Annotated in this window: 14 protein-coding genes; 7 read left to right on the top strand and 7 right to left on the bottom strand. The window is 70.3% G+C overall.

The genetic code is table 11. The features are described from left to right. Nucleotides 1-273 precede the first annotated feature (273 nt). Nucleotides 274-537 (top strand): hypothetical protein, encoded by a 264-nt coding sequence (locus BLW82_RS38315; RefSeq protein WP_093506415.1) that lies wholly within the window; start codon nucleotides 274-276, stop codon nucleotides 535-537. A 387-nt stretch (nucleotides 538-924) separates the two neighbouring features. Here the strand turns inward: BLW82_RS38315 and BLW82_RS38305 are convergent, their stop codons facing one another. The 3 genes from BLW82_RS38305 to BLW82_RS38295 all read right to left on the bottom strand — a co-directional run bounded on the left by BLW82_RS38305 (nucleotide 925) and on the right by BLW82_RS38295 (nucleotide 3,528). Beyond that, entirely contained in the window at nucleotides 925-1,359 is a 435-nt protein-coding gene (locus BLW82_RS38305; RefSeq protein ID WP_093508493.1) for a VOC family protein, read from the bottom strand. Nucleotides 1,360-1,782: 423 nt separating this feature from the next. Next, complete coding sequence (gene ilvC, locus BLW82_RS38300) at nucleotides 1,783-2,787, bottom strand: ketol-acid reductoisomerase (RefSeq protein ID WP_093506411.1); 1,005 nt, start codon at nucleotides 2,785-2,787, stop codon at nucleotides 1,783-1,785. Between the two features lie 117 nt (nucleotides 2,788-2,904). Next, on the bottom strand, nucleotides 2,905-3,528 hold the full coding sequence (locus tag BLW82_RS38295) for a GNAT family N-acetyltransferase (RefSeq protein ID WP_093506409.1): 624 nt from the start codon (nucleotides 3,526-3,528) through the stop codon (nucleotides 2,905-2,907). Between the two features lie 236 nt (nucleotides 3,529-3,764). On the opposite strand from BLW82_RS38295, the gene BLW82_RS38290 reads away from it, so the two are divergent. Both BLW82_RS38290 and BLW82_RS38285 read left to right on the top strand, forming a co-directional pair. After that, the gene (locus BLW82_RS38290; protein WP_093506407.1) at nucleotides 3,765-4,865 is read left to right on the top strand and encodes a phenylacetate--CoA ligase family protein; all 1,101 of its coding nucleotides are present in this window, start codon (nucleotides 3,765-3,767) and stop codon (nucleotides 4,863-4,865) included. Next, entirely contained in the window at nucleotides 4,865-6,259 is a 1,395-nt protein-coding gene (locus BLW82_RS38285; protein WP_093506405.1) for an aldehyde dehydrogenase family protein, read from the top strand. Before BLW82_RS38290 ends, BLW82_RS38285 begins: the two co-directional genes overlap by 1 nt. Before the next feature lie 171 nt (nucleotides 6,260-6,430). Here the strand turns inward: BLW82_RS38285 and BLW82_RS38280 are convergent, their stop codons facing one another. Together BLW82_RS38280 and BLW82_RS38275 are read right to left on the bottom strand one after the other, a co-directional pair. Next, nucleotides 6,431-7,051 (bottom strand): DUF5134 domain-containing protein, encoded by a 621-nt coding sequence (locus tag BLW82_RS38280; RefSeq protein ID WP_093506403.1) that lies wholly within the window; start codon nucleotides 7,049-7,051, stop codon nucleotides 6,431-6,433. 17 nt (nucleotides 7,052-7,068) lie between these two features. Then, complete coding sequence (locus BLW82_RS38275; RefSeq protein WP_093508492.1) at nucleotides 7,069-7,524, bottom strand: cupin domain-containing protein; 456 nt, start codon at nucleotides 7,522-7,524, stop codon at nucleotides 7,069-7,071. 300 nt (nucleotides 7,525-7,824) lie between these two features. On the opposite strand from BLW82_RS38275, the gene BLW82_RS38270 reads away from it, so the two are divergent. Continuing rightward, nucleotides 7,825-8,721 (top strand): RNA polymerase sigma-70 factor, encoded by an 897-nt coding sequence (locus tag BLW82_RS38270; RefSeq protein WP_093506401.1) that lies wholly within the window; start codon nucleotides 7,825-7,827, stop codon nucleotides 8,719-8,721. A gap of 66 nt (nucleotides 8,722-8,787) precedes the next feature. Here BLW82_RS38270 and fdxA read toward each other — a convergent pair whose 3' ends face one another. Then, complete coding sequence (gene fdxA / locus BLW82_RS38265) at nucleotides 8,788-9,171, bottom strand: ferredoxin (protein ID WP_093506399.1); 384 nt, start codon at nucleotides 9,169-9,171, stop codon at nucleotides 8,788-8,790. 193 nt (nucleotides 9,172-9,364) lie between these two features. Between fdxA and BLW82_RS38260 the strand changes: the two genes are divergently transcribed. From BLW82_RS38260 to BLW82_RS38250, 3 genes are all read left to right on the top strand, one after another. After that, nucleotides 9,365-11,095: an L-aspartate oxidase gene (locus tag BLW82_RS38260; RefSeq protein ID WP_093506397.1), complete on the top strand. Its 1,731-nt coding sequence runs from the start codon at nucleotides 9,365-9,367 to the stop codon at nucleotides 11,093-11,095. 118 nt (nucleotides 11,096-11,213) lie between these two features. After that, a complete protein-coding gene (locus BLW82_RS38255; RefSeq protein ID WP_093506395.1) occupies nucleotides 11,214-11,960 on the top strand; it encodes an SDR family oxidoreductase in 747 nt (248 codons plus the stop codon). A 245-nt stretch (nucleotides 11,961-12,205) separates the two neighbouring features. After that, nucleotides 12,206-13,195, top strand: a complete 990-nt coding sequence (locus BLW82_RS38250; protein WP_093506393.1) for a sigma-70 family RNA polymerase sigma factor — start codon at nucleotides 12,206-12,208, stop codon at nucleotides 13,193-13,195. Here BLW82_RS38250 and BLW82_RS38245 read toward each other — a convergent pair. Next, nucleotides 13,149-13,859: a sigma-70 family RNA polymerase sigma factor family protein gene (locus tag BLW82_RS38245; RefSeq protein ID WP_093506391.1), complete on the bottom strand. Its 711-nt coding sequence runs from the start codon at nucleotides 13,857-13,859 to the stop codon at nucleotides 13,149-13,151. The two genes, BLW82_RS38250 and BLW82_RS38245, sit on opposite strands and share 47 nt — an antisense overlap. Between the last annotated feature and the right edge of the window lie 33 nt (nucleotides 13,860-13,892).

Below are 13,892 nucleotides of genomic sequence, written 5' to 3'. Positions count from 1 at the left end.
GCACGAGTGTCGGCGGCTCGCGGAACGCACGCCCTTTTTCTCCTGCCTGGCCCGATCTGTTCGCTCATGAGACAGGGGCACACACGTATCTGTGACACCAAGATCTCCATCCACGAGCCGCGCCACAGCAGTTGAGAGGGACAGCGGCAACAGGCCGATTCGCTGTCACGAACCGGGGCGCTGTCCAGTCAATGAAGAAAGGGCGGAACTCCTCGCGGAGCCCCACCCACCTTTGCCGCCATCGCCGTCGGCAGAGAACGGAGATGAGACCTCATGTTCAGCACACCCAGAGACTCAGACTCCCGCATCTGGTTGGTCGGGCTGCCGTGCCGGTCGGACGACTCCCGGATCGTCTGGCTGTACTACGTCGTCCGCGAGGCGCCGGACAGCGCCGAAGCCCTGTGCGCAGCGGTGCGCCGGGCCCACAGCGCCTCCGAGCGGGACGCCTGCGGCCAGGGGCCCGTGGAACCCGACCGCGCCGAGGTGCGGCGAATACGACACCACCTCCTGGGCGATTTCGCCCTGGAAGCCTGCTGAACCCAGGACGTGTCAGCCGCGGCCACGCCCCGGGCCACCCGTCCTGCGGGTACGACGTCTCCGGCTGTCACAAGCGCGCCCCGTGTCCGGTCAGTACGGGGATTGGTGTCCGACACGATCCGAGGAGGACCAGGAAGATGTCCCAAGGCGTTGATCTTCAGGCAGACCCCGCCACGGTTGCGGCGTCGCTCACGGCCGAGGCGACGGCTCTCGAGGGGCGGCTGCGCCAGCTCCGTGAGGCCGTTCACGTCGTGAACACACGTATCGCGTCGATCGCCGAGTCCCTCCAGACCCTGCGCGGCACCGCGACGACACACGGCGCAGGTGAGCGTCGCTCCGGATCCCCGGAGGACGCCCTCCCTCGCGACTGAACACTGCACGAGCCTCTCAGGCCCGCGCCGGTACCTCCTGAAGCACCCATTCGTTGCCGTCCGGGTCGCTGAACTCGGCGTAGGAGTGATAGTCACGACGCTGCGGGTCGGGTCCCTCGACCCGCTTCTCATCGGTGCTGCGGTGGAACACACCGCTCGTGTCATGGAAGATTCCGCCGGTCACCACGCCCCTCGTGGCGAGCTCCCGGCAGGCCTGCTCGATGTCGGAGACGACGAGGTGCAGGCCCCGCACCGAGCCGGGGGCGGCCGTGGTGACTCCGGTCCCGAACAGGATGGAGCACGCCGATCCCGGGGGCGTCATGTGCACCACGCGATAGGAGGCGTCGATGGCATGGTCGGCATCCAGTCGGAACCCGACGGCCTCGTAGAACGACTTCGCCCGGTCGATGTCCGAGACGGGCAGTACCAGGACGGCCAGCCTGAGCTGCATGACGTCGGCGCTCTCGCCGGCGGGCAGGTTGCCCGCATCGGCTGACGCGCCCTCGCCCGCGGTGCGGGTGTCGGCCTGCGCGGTGTCCTCAACCTCCTCGATCTCCACCCTGTACCGGTGGATCCCGGTCCGCGGGCCGCTGGCCACGACGGTCCAGCCTTCCACCACGCGCCAGATCGCGTCGGTGCCTCGCAGGTACGTGCCGTCCGGCGCGGCGGCAGCCCGCAGTTCGGCATCCAGTGCGGGCTGCCGTTCCGGCGGCACGTGGAGTTCCAGGACGAAGCGGCGCAGCGACCGTGTGCCGTGCGCGGCCTCCGCCGCGGGCAGTGGTACGGCGGCTATCTCGCGGAGCCCGCCGAGCAGGGTGACATGCAGTGTCGTCATGAAACCGTCACCGGTTCCCTTCCGTGCCGGCCCGCACGATCACGCGTGCTCCTCGTCGTTGACCCAACTCATCAGCTTGCGTAGCTCCTTGCCGGTGGTTTCCAGCAGCAGTTCGGAGTCCTGCCGCTTGTACTCGGCGTACTTCTTCAGACCGCCGTGGTACTCGTCCATCCAGTTCCCGGCGAATGAGCCGTCCTGGATCTCGGCGAGAACCTTCTTCATCTCGGTCTTGGTGGCGTCGTTGATGATTCTCGGGCCGGTGACGTAGTCGCCCCACTCGGCGGTCTCGGAGATCGACCAGCGCATCTTCTCCAGTCCGCCCTCGTACATGAGGTCGACGATGAGCTTCAGCTCGTGCAGGCACTCGAAGTAGGCGATCTCCGGCTGGTAGCCCGCCTCGGTCAGCGTCTCGAAGCCCGCCTTGACCAGGGCTGACACGCCACCGGCGAGCACGGCCTGCTCACCGAACAGGTCGGTCTCGGTCTCCTCGGTGAAGGTCGTCCTGATGACACCCGCACGGGTGCCACCGATGCCCTTGGCGTACGACAGGGCCAGCGGGAAGGCGCTTCCCGTGGCGTCCCGCTCGACCGCCACCAGGCACGGAACGCCGCGGCCCTCCTCGTACTGGCGACGCACCAGGTGGCCCGGGCCCTTGGGGGCGACCATGCATACGTCCACGTTCGCCGGCGGCTCGATGAAGCCGAAGCGGATGTTGAAACCATGCCCGAAGAACAGCGCGTCGCCGTCCTTCAGGTTCGGGGCGATGTGCTGCTGGTAGATCTCGCCCTGGAGCGGGTCCGGGACGAGGATCATGATCACGTCGGCCTCGGCAGCGGCTTCCGTCACCGTTACCACACGCAGGCCCTGCTCCTCGGCCTTCGCCCAGGACTTGGAACCCTCGTGGAGCCCCACGCGCACGTCCACACCCGAGTCACGCAGCGACAGCGCGTGGGCATGACCCTGGCTCCCGTAACCGATGACCGCGACCTTGCGGCCCTGGATGATGGACAGGTCGGCGTCGGTGTCATAGAACAGCTCGGCCATGGCAATCCCCTCGCTCGTAGCCGCCCGCATCGAGCCGCGGGGAGGAACACCCGCCGTCGGACGGCTGTCGAAACACTATCTCATTCAATGTTGTCACACGTATTGCACTGTGCGGGTTCAACACCTAGGCGACGCATCCTCGAAGGAGCAGCGAAGAACCCGCTGAACTCCGGCTTCGGGAGCCGACGAGCGTGCCGACGACCCCGACACACGGTGCCTTCCAGCGCCGCGTCGCCACCACCTACGTCGCGTTGACGAACAGGCGAGGGCGAGGCTGATGTCCTGCGTCCGGGCCCGGACCGTCGTCGCACTGCCCGTCTCCAGGACCGTGCGCAGCGGAACGCCGGTGCGGTGCAGCACGGCCGCCATGCGGGCGTCGTCGGGGTGGATGACGCCGTAGACCTCGGGTACGCCCAACACGACGGCGGACCGGCCGAGTTCTTCCAGGAGCCGGGTGCCCAGCCCCCTGTTCTGCCAGGTGTCCTCCACCAGCAGCGCTGCCTCGGCATCACCGTCGTCCGACAGCAGATGCCCTATCGCGACGAGCCGCTCTCGCGAGTCCCGTACCGCCAGGTGCACCGAGTGGGGCCGGGACAGCAGCGGCCCCAGGTAGGTGTCGGGGTCGCCCATGGCCCGGTGGTAGCGGTGCCACCGGGCGGCGGCGGAGCACCGGCGGTGCAGTGCGGCCACACGGGGCTCGTCGTCCTGGTCGACGCGTACGATCCGCAGTCCCTGTCGCATGTCCCTCTCCCTCGCCCTCGGTACACCGCCGGCCGGCTCCGGCCCAGTCATCAGACCGGGAGACACGGGCCGTTGTGACGTGTGCCGGTGCCAGGGGCGCTGCGGCTTTTCCGCGGGCTGTCACATACGCCTGGACCCCTCGGTCTTCTCTGCGAGAGCGGGTCGGGCCCGCGGGACCGCCCGGGACGCGCGGCTCTCACGCGTCCGCCCTCAGCGACTTCGAGAAAGGCGGTTCCATGCCGATCGGCTCATTCACCGTTCTGGACGCCGGACCCTTCGACGGGGTGGACCCCGACGACTACGTCAGGGCGGCCATGCAGTGGCACTTCGGTCCCGAGACGGGGTCCCGGTACTGGCTGGAACGGGCCGACCGGCTCGGTTTCGACCCCCGCCACGACGTGAAAGGCGTGGCGGACCTGGCGCTCTTTCCCGATCTGACGGACGAGCTGCGCGATGTGCAGGTGTCCGATCTCGTCCCCCGCGGCTACGGTCCGCAGGCCCGACCACTGCACGTGTTCGAAAGCGGCGGCACGACCGGGGCACCAAAGCGGGTCGTGCAGATGGACGACTGGGCGCGGCACGGCAGCGAGCAGGTGACCCGCCGGCTACGGGACCACGCACTGCCGGTCGGCGCGCTGTGGCTGACCGTGGCGCCGACCGGCCCGCACCTCGTGGGCGATGTGCTGCAACGGGCCGCGGCAAGTCTCGGCAGCCCCGGGCTGGGGGTGGACATGGATCCCCGCTGGGTCAGGAAGCTCCTCGCCGCGGGCCGTCGCGACGAGGTCGACGCCTACACCGACCATCTCGTGGACCAGTGCCGGCGCATCCTGCTCGGCCAGGACATCGGTGTCATAGCCGCCACCACCCCGATGCTGGAGCGCCTCGCCCGGGACAGCGACCTCGTGGAGGCCGTCAACGGCAAAGCCCGGGCGATCATCTGGGGTGGCACCCACATGGATCCCGACACCCGGGACCTGTTGCGGACCGAGGTGTTTCCCGACGTGCCACTGATCGGCATGTACGGCAACACCATGATGCTCACCGCGCTTTTGGAGCGGGTCGGTCTCACGGCGTCGGAGCCGTGTGTGTTCGACCCCGTCTCGCCGTACGTCTTCCTGAGCATCGTGGATCCCGACACCGGGCAACAGGTGGCGGAGGGCGAGCGGGGACAGGTGGTGGTGAGCCACGTCAGCAAGTCCATGCTGATCCCCAACAACAGGGAGCGGGACACCGCGTTGCGGGTCCGCCCGGCTGACGGCCACGCCGGGGACGCCGTCGCCGACGTCGCGCCGGTTCCCGCGCTCGAGGGTGAGACGGTCATCGAGGGAGTCTACTGATGGCCCCCGTACCGACCACCGAGCCGCTGCACCTCGACGCCCTGGGCCCGCGGGGCACCTACCGCACACGCGTGCCGAGCACGGTGACCGACGTGGCCGGTGCACCGATCGCGCGGCTGAGTCTGGTTCCCCCGCTGTACGTGGCTCGGGCGATCGACGCCCTGCGCCAAGCACCCCCGATCGCCGCGTCCGACCTGGAGACCGTGTTCGCCACCGCCGGGGAGGCCTTCGCCGCGGGCACCGTGGGGGGCTTGAGCGTCCGGGAATACGAACGTCACGTCAGCCGGACCTCGGGCACACCGCTCGCCGTGGTCCGCGCCGCGACCCGGGGCACGGCGCACTTCGTCCGACACGCCGCCTCGTCCGCCGACCGTGGAAGGCCGCGCGGCGCCGCCCGCGACCTCAGCGACCCCGTCCTGCATGAGACGCACACGGTGTGGGCGCGTCAAGGCGACGTGTTCGCCGTCAACGCGTCCGGCAACCATCCCGGCGTACACCGTGTCTGGCTGGAGGCACTGGCGCTGGGTTACCGCGTCGCCGTGCGCCCGTCCCGGCGCGAGCCCTTTACCCCCTACCGGCTCGTCGCGGCACTGCGTCAGGCGGGAATCCGGGACGACCAGCTCATGCTGCTGCCCACCGACCACGCGACCGCCGACACGCTCGTCCACGGCGCGGACCGGGCCGTGGTCTACGGCGGCGACGACGTGGTGACCAAGTACGCGCACGACGCGAGGATCCTGCCGCAGGGGCCGGGACGGTCGAAGATCCTCGTCACCGCGGACACCGACTGGCGTGACCATCTGGACGCCCTCGTCGCGTCCGTCGCCGGCGAGAGCGGCACCGCGTGCGTCAACGCCACCGCCATCCTCGTCGAGGGCGACCCGGCTCCGCTCGCCGAAGCCCTCGCGGCACGTCTGGCCGTCCTGCCCAGTCTTCCCCCGCAAGACGAGAGGGCCCGTCTGCCGGTGTGTCCGAAGGAGCGGGCGCGAGCCCTCAGCGTGTATCTGAAAACGGTGGCGGCCGGGACGCACGCCTGGCTCGGCAGCGACGGGATCGCCGACGACCTCGGAGACGGGAGCGCCGTGCTGCGCCCCGCCGTGCACCAGACCGCGAGCGCCCGCGCCCCTCAACTGGGCACCGAACTGCCCTTCCCCTGCGTGTGGATCGCCCCCTGGACCCGCGCGGACGGCGTGGCGCCGCTGCGCAACACGCTGGTGCTGTCGGCACTGACCCGGGACCGGGACCTATGGGATGCCCTGGTCGCGGAACCCAGCATCGCCAACGTGTACTTCGGCGATCAGCCGACCCACTGGATGTCGCCGGGCGTCCCCCACGACAGCTATCTCTCCGACTTCCTGATGCGGAGCAAGGCGGTGTACGAGGGCCCGTCCTGAACGGCGCTCGCCTCCTCGGCGCGGGCCCGCGGTGAGCGGCGCCCGCCCCTCGGCAGGGCGACGACCGTCGCTCCGACCGTCCGGCGTGGTGGTCCGCGGTCACTCAGCGCATGCCCGCGGGCCACCGCGCCTTCACCGTGCCGGGCCCGTGCCCGTTGTTCTTCCCCGCGCTCAGTGGGGCAGGACCAGCATCACGGCCGTGCCGAGCGCCATCGCCCCTTCACCCACGTGCCGTGACGGCGTCGCCGCCGCGGCACGGCGCGCCGCGCTCACGGCCGAGCGCAGCGAGGGCATGGGACGGGTCAGCGACCACAGCGCAAACGCCAGCAGACACGACGCCAGCGTCAGCGTGATCACGGAGCCGCCGAGGGGGACACCAGCGCCCGGAGCGCCGGGCCCGGTGAGGTGCGCAGCCGACCCCAGGTGTGCGTGCGCCGGTCCGGTCCCGGTGTGCGGTACGCGCAGCATCCAGGCCATCGCGGCCATACCGGCCGCGTGCGGCAGCCGGTGGGTCATCGCCGCCCTCCTCGCGGCCTCCCGACGGCCGACAGGCAGGAGAAACCACACCGCGCCCGCGGTGAAGACACCGCCGGCGACGGCAGCGGGCCCCGCGCGGACGTCGATCCAGGGCATCGCCGCCATGGACACGGCCATGGCGACGGCCAGCAGCCGGTCCACTCGGACACCGAACCCGGTCCCGGGGGACCCGACGCCCCGCGCCAGCCCATGCAGGAGCACCGCCACGAACAGCAGCGTCAGCAGGCAGTGCACCAGGACGACGGGCGTGCCCATTCCGGCTCCGTGCCCGGTCAGGCGGTGGGGCGCGGTGCCCGCAGGTGGGCGCGCTCCGCCAGTTCCTTCTCGTCGACCAGTTCCAGCATGGGCTTGCCCGGAGCACACATCATGGTCACCACGAACCGGGTCCGCGCGTCGGAAAGCGCGTTGCCGTCCTGGTAGTGGATGGCGTCTCCGCCGGGCTCCCAGAAGGTGCCGCCCGCCTCCACCACGCGCTCGGGCTCGCCCTCGAGCTCGAAACGGACCGCGCCCTCGACGACGTAGCCGAAGGCGGGGCCGGAGTGCCGGTGCGGGGGCGTGCCCGGGTCGCCCGGCTCCCACTCGACGAGAATGGTCATCGCCGACGCCCCCTCCGGGACGGCGATCGGTGCGGCGTCCTGGAGCACCTTCGCCGCCGTCATCCAGCCGGCGTTCCCCTCCTGGTCGCCGTGCCCGTGGTGCCCGTGGGCGGAGTGGTCGTGTGCTGTCATGTTGTCCGACACTGTGTCGCACCTTCCGTAGGCGTGAACATCGTTCGTCACTGGTGACCGGGGACCGGGCACATGTGTGACAACCGGCCCCTCGCACCGTCCTTTCACCTGTCGATCGCGGTCTTCCGAAGCACGGGGCCGGCAGTGGTCCGGGAGGGCAAACCTGGCGGATCGGGCGCGACGATTGCCACCGTGTGATCGGGGATCGCGAAAGAGATAGCGTGAGCAGATGCGGCCCGCAGCGCGTAGCCTCCCCCCTCGCGCGTAGCATGTAGGGCGCAAAGCCAGAAGGGACGACCCATGCGCGCCGGCGCCCACCCCGACACGTTCGACCGCGGTCTCGACGACTTCCTCTCGGCCAGACCCCGGTTGTTCGGCATCGCGTACCGCATCCTCGGCAGTGCCGTCGAAGCCGAGGACGTCGTCCAGGACGCCTGGCTGCGATGGCAGAACACCGACCGCGCGCAGATCCACGAACCAGCCGCCTTCCTGACCACGGTCACCACGCGGCTCGCGATCAACCTGGCCCAGTCCGCGCGGGTACGCCGGGAGTCCTACGTCGGGCCTTGGCTCCCCGAGCCGGTCGACACCACCCAGGACCCGCACCTGGGGGCGGAACGCGCCGAGGCGGTCGAGCTGGCGGTGCTGCTGCTGATGGAGAAGCTCAACCCGGTCGAACGCGCCGCCTACGTGCTGCGGGAGGCGTTCGACTACCCCTACCAGCGGGTCGCCGACATCCTGGAGACCAACGACGCGAACGCTCGGCAGCTGGTCAGCCGGGCGCGCAAGCACCTGGGCGCCGAGCGCAAGGAGCGCGTCAGCCCCGCGGCCCACCGGCGTCTGCTCGAAGGCTTCCTCTCCGCCGCGCGCACGGGAGATCTCGCCACCCTGGAGGACCTGCTGACCTCGGACGTCGTCAGCTATGCGGACGGCGGCGGCATCCGCGGCGCGTCCAGGATCCCCGTCATCGGCCGCGATCACGTCTCGCGATACCTGGCTGCCTTCGCCCCGCGGTTCTGGCCGGACGCCGAGACCCGGTTCGTCGAGGCAAACGGCCGGCCCGCCGTGCTCGTCGCACGGGACAAGGCCCCGGTGGCCCTGTTGTGCGTGGACGCGTCCGAGGCCGGCATCGAGCGCATCATGTGGGTGATGAACCCGGTCAAGCTGAACCCCTACGTCCTGTCCCTGGGGGCCTGACCCGCACCCCTGCACGCCGTCCCCGGGTGCCTGACCCGCCGGCCCGCCGCACGGGGCCCGGGCGCTTCACCACGGGAACCACAGGTCGGCGTCGACGGTCCCCTCCTTGCGGGCGGCGAATCCGGACAGGCCGTTCTTGACCGCGTGCTGCGGAGGCAGGGCCGCGACCACCGGATGGTCGGCCCGCGCGACCCGTCCGGTGCTCTCCCCCGGCGCGTCGCGGAAGTACTCGGCGTTCACGGACCCGTACTGCGCCCACTGTGCCGGCAGGTCGTCCTCGTGGAAGACGGCCTCGACCGGGCAGACCGGCTCGCAGGCATGGCAGTCGACGCACTCCAAGGGATTGATGTACAGCGTGCGCTCGCCCTCGTAGATGCAGTCGACCGGGCACTCGATCACACACGCCCGGTCCTTGACGTCGACGCACGGCTCAGCGATGACATAGGTCATCGTCCCCACCTCCCCTTCGCCGGCCGGCGGTTGCGGACCGCACGGCCTTCGTGCGCCCGGCCGGTGTGCGGTCTGACCGGCCCGGCCGCCGGGGTGTGACACCGACAGGCGGGCCCGGGCCAGGGCGGCGGTGTCACAAACCGTCCCTCCACCTGGTCGTAGCAGGTGACCACCCCGAGCGATGGGAGCAATCGTGGTTGCCACCGAACAACGTCTTTCCACCACCGTGCTGGTGATCGGCACCGGCGGAGCGGGCCTGCGCGCGGCCATCGAGCTGGCCGAGGCCGGCGTCGATGTCCTCGCCGTCGGCAAGCGCCCCAAGGAGGACACCCACACCTCTCTCGCCGCCGGCGGGATCAATGCGGCCCTGGCCACGATGGACCCCGAGGACACCTGGCAGCAGCACGCCGCCGACACCCTCAAGGAGAGCTACCTCCTCGGCGACCCCCGCACCGCCGAGATCGTCACCCGGGGAGCCGCCCTCGGCATCGACGACCTGGAGCGCTACGGCATGGCCTTCGCCCGGGAGGAGGACGGCCGGATCTCCCAGCGCTTCTTCGGCGCCCACAAGTTCCGCCGCACCGCCTTCGCGGGCGACTACACGGGCCTGGAGATCCAGCGCACGCTCATCCGGCGCGCGAACCAGCTGGACATACCGGTGCTCGACAACGTCTACATCACCCGTCTCCTGGTCGACGACGGCGCCGTCTTCGGCGCCTACGGCTTCGGCCTTGCCGACGGCAGGCGCTACCTCGTGCACGCGGACGCCGTCATCCTCGCGGCCGGCGGCCACACCCGGATCTGGCGGCGCACCTCCTCACGGCGCGACGAGAACACCGGCGACTCCTTCCGGCTGGCCGCGGAGGCCGGAGCCCGGCTGCGCGACCCGGAACTCGTCCAGTTCCACCCCTCCGGCATCATCGAGCCGGAGAACGCGGCCGGGACCCTGGTGAGCGAGGCAGCCCGCGGCGAGGGCGGCATCCTGCGCAACGCGCTCGGCGAGCGGTACATGAACCGCTACGACCCCGTACGCATGGAGCTGTCCACACGCGACCGGGTCGCCCTCGCCTCCTACACCGAGATCAAGGAGGGCCGCGGCACGCCCAACGGCGGGGTGTGGCTCGACGTCTCCCACCTGCCCCGGCAGACCATCATGAACCGGCTTCCCCGCGTCTACCAGACACTGCTGGACTTGCAGATGCTGGACATCACCCGGGATCCCATCGAGGTCGCGCCCACCGCGCACTACTCGATGGGCGGGGTGTGGGTGCGCCCCGAGGACCACAGCACGGACGTGCGGGGCCTGTACGCCATCGGTGAGGCCTCGAGCGGACTGCACGGCGCCAACCGGCTCGGCGGCAACAGCCTCATCGAGCTGCTGGTGTACGGCCGCATCACCGGACAGGCGGCCGCCGCCTACTCGGAGTCCCTGACCGCGCAGCCGCGCTCGGCCGCCGCGGTGGCCCAGGCGCGTGCGGAGGTCGACGACCTGCTCGCCGCGGACGGACCTGAGAACGTGCGTGCCCTGCAGCGCGCGGTCCGCAACACCATGACCGAGCACGCGGGCGTGGTCCGCGACGAGGAGGGGTTGCGCACCGGGCTGGCGGAGCTGGACGCCATCGAGAAGCGCATGGAGAACGTCGGCGTCCATCCGGACATCGCGGGTTTCCAGGACCTCGCCCACGCCTTCGACCTCAAGTCCTCGGCACTGGCGGCGAGGGCCACACTGGAAGCGGCGCTGGAGCGGCGCGAGACGCGCGGATGCCACAACCGCAGCGATTACCCCGACATGGATCCCGCGCTGCAGGTGAACCTCGTCTGGTCCCCGACCGACGGCATCACCCGCGAGCCCATCGGCCCCGTCCCCGACGAGATCGCGGCCCTGATGGAGGACGTCTCGGCGGACGGAAAGCTCGTCGAATAGGAATCACCCTGCCCGGGAGAGGATTTCCGGCTTTTCGAGAAAGGTGTCACAGCGCCGATCAATTCCCGGTCATATCTCGTGCAGGTGGCAGATGAGAATGAGTGAAAGGAACGTCCCCATGAAGGTCGTAGTGATCGGCGGCACCGGACTGATCGGTTCGAAGGTCGTCAGCAAGCTCAACGAACACGGCCACGAGGCGGTGGCGGCCGCCCCGAACACCGGCGTCGACACGCTGACGGGCGAGGGCCTGGCCGAGGTGCTGGAGGGCGCGGCCGTCGTGATCGACGTCTCCAACTCGCCCTCCTTCGCGGACGACGCCGTCATGGAGTTCTTCCGTACCTCCACCGCCAACCTCCTCAAAGCGGAGGCGAACGCCGGTGTCACCCACCACGTCGCCCTGTCGGTGGTGGGTACGGAACGGCTCCAGGAGAGCGGCTACTTCCGTGCCAAGCAGGCGCAGGAGGAACTGATCAAGGCCTCCGGGATCCCGTGGTCGATCGTGCATGCCACGCAGTTCTTCGAGTTCATGAAGGGCATCGCCGAGTCGGCGACCGAGGGTGACACCGTCAAGCTGGCCCCGGTGAAGATCCAGCCCGTCTATTCGGACGACGTCGCCGCCGCTGTGGGTCGCACCGCCGTGGGCACGCCGGTCAACGGTGTGGTCGAGGTGGCCGGTCCCGACACCTTCCGGCTGGACGAGCTGATCCGCAAGGGCCTTGCCGCCAAGAACGATGCGCGTACGGTCGTCGCCGACGCGCACGCCCCGTACTTCGGTGCCGAGTTGCAGGAGACCACGCTGCTTCCCGGCCCGGACGCCCGCATCGGCGAGACCCGTTTCGTCGACTGGCTCGCCCAGCAGCGGTAGGCGCGTCTTCCTGGGCCTGTCGTGCCACGACCCGTGGCACGACAGGCCCATTTTTTGTACGGCGCCGTAGATCAGCCGGCGCGTACGGCCGATTCCGCATCCACGCCGCTGAAAAGTGCTCCCAAAAGCACTGTCACAGCGTCCTTGGTCCCTCGGTCGTCGAGGTGGAACGATCGCCGGGTCTGTGAGCGCCTCGTGGCCGCATTCCGACAACCCGGGCCCCGGAGGAACGGAGTCAGAGGGACATGTATCCAGAGGCACCTCCCGCGGACAGGAACCTAGCCGAGGCCGTCACCACCTTCGTGGAACTGCGGCCACGGCTCTTCGGTATCGCCTACCGCGTCCTGGGCAGCGCGACGGAAGCCGAGGACGTCGTGCAGGAGGCGTGGCTGCGCTGGCAGCGGACCGACCGTTCGGCGGTGGCCAGCCCTGCGGCGTTCCTGTCGACCACGACGACGAGGCTGGCCATCAACGTGGCGCAGTCCGCCCGCGTGCGCCGCGAGACCTACATCGGGCCCTGGCTGCCCGAGCCCATCGACACCAGCATTGACCCGGTGGCCGGCGCTGAACGCGCCGAGGCCCTGGAACTCGCCCTGCTCCTCGTCCTGCAGAAGCTCACGCCCGTCGAACGGGCCGCCTACGTGCTGAGGGAGGCATTCGAGTACGGCTACTCGGAGATCGCGGAGATACTTCGCCTCACCCCGGTCAACGCCAGGAAGATCGTGAGCAGGGCGCGCAAGCACCTCACGGACGACGAGCGGGACAGTGTCGACGTCCAGGAACACCGCAGGCTGCTCGATGCTTTCGTCGCGGCCGCCCAGGAAGGGGACGTTGCCTCGCTGGAAGCGCTCCTGACGCCCGACGCGGTCAGTCTGTCCGACGGCAACGGGCTGCGCGGCGCGGCCCGCGTACCCGTGGTCGGTCGTGCCCGGGTGGCGAACCTGTCGACCGCCTCGTCACGCTTCTGGCCGACGGTCGAGATCGCCCCCGTGCAGGCCAACGGGCGCGCCGGGGTTCTGCTGTACCGGGACGGCCGGCCCGCCACCTTCATGACCGTCGCTGCCACACGGCGGGGGATCCACCGGGTTCTGTGGGTGTTCACCGCCGACAAGATCGCCGCCTTCCTCGGATCCCGCGCCCACGGCGCGCCCCTGCCCTCGCGTCCCGTGGACGCCGTGGCGCGTGAGCTCACCCGGGAAGGGAACGGTTCCAGCTACGCAGCTTGTCGGGGTTGAGAACTGCCCAGACCTGAACGACCAGCGAGTCCGCGATGTCGAGGGTCAGCACCGCGGCGACCTGGTCGTCGCACCGGGCGACGAGGCCGGTGCGCCCGTTGACCGATCCGGTGCACAGCGTCACACGCCGCTGTTCAGCCAGCAGGACCAACAGGCTGCGGGCGACCTGCTCGCCCCCGCGGACGGGCCGGGTCAGCGCCCGGATCTTGCCGCCGCTGTCGAAGAAGGCCGTCGCATCGGGGGCCAGCAGCGACCGCAGTCGGGGGCCGTCCTGATCGCTGCACGCCTGCCGCACGGCCACAGTGATCTCATCCTCGCGACGCGCCGACACCGGCCGCGCACGCCGCGCACCCACACTCAAGAGGGCCCGCTCGACCGGTTCCACGTCCTCGTCGCACAACGCCCTCAGGGCGTGAATCTCCCGTTGCTCCCCACCAGGCGGTCGCATCAGACACGCCTCGTCCACGACCTGGGTGAGCCAGACGCGGGGGGACGGCATCCGGACCCGCTCCGGATCGGTAAGGCGGTACCACCGCCGGTAGGCCTCGTCGACGACGCGTTCGGCCGCGACGCGGCTGCCGAGCGCGCGGCAGGCGACGTCCAGCAGGTACCGCCGCTCGTCAAGCGACTCGGCGAGCGGTACCGCGCCAACGACATGATCCATGGAGCGACCCCCACGCCGACGAGAATCCGGAGC

Origin of the sequence: Streptomyces sp. Ag109_O5-10 (assembly GCF_900105755.1) — a bacterium.
Taxonomy (GTDB): Bacteria; Actinomycetota; Actinomycetes; order Streptomycetales; family Streptomycetaceae; genus Streptomyces.
This window is presented reverse-complemented; position numbering and strand designations above follow the sequence as displayed.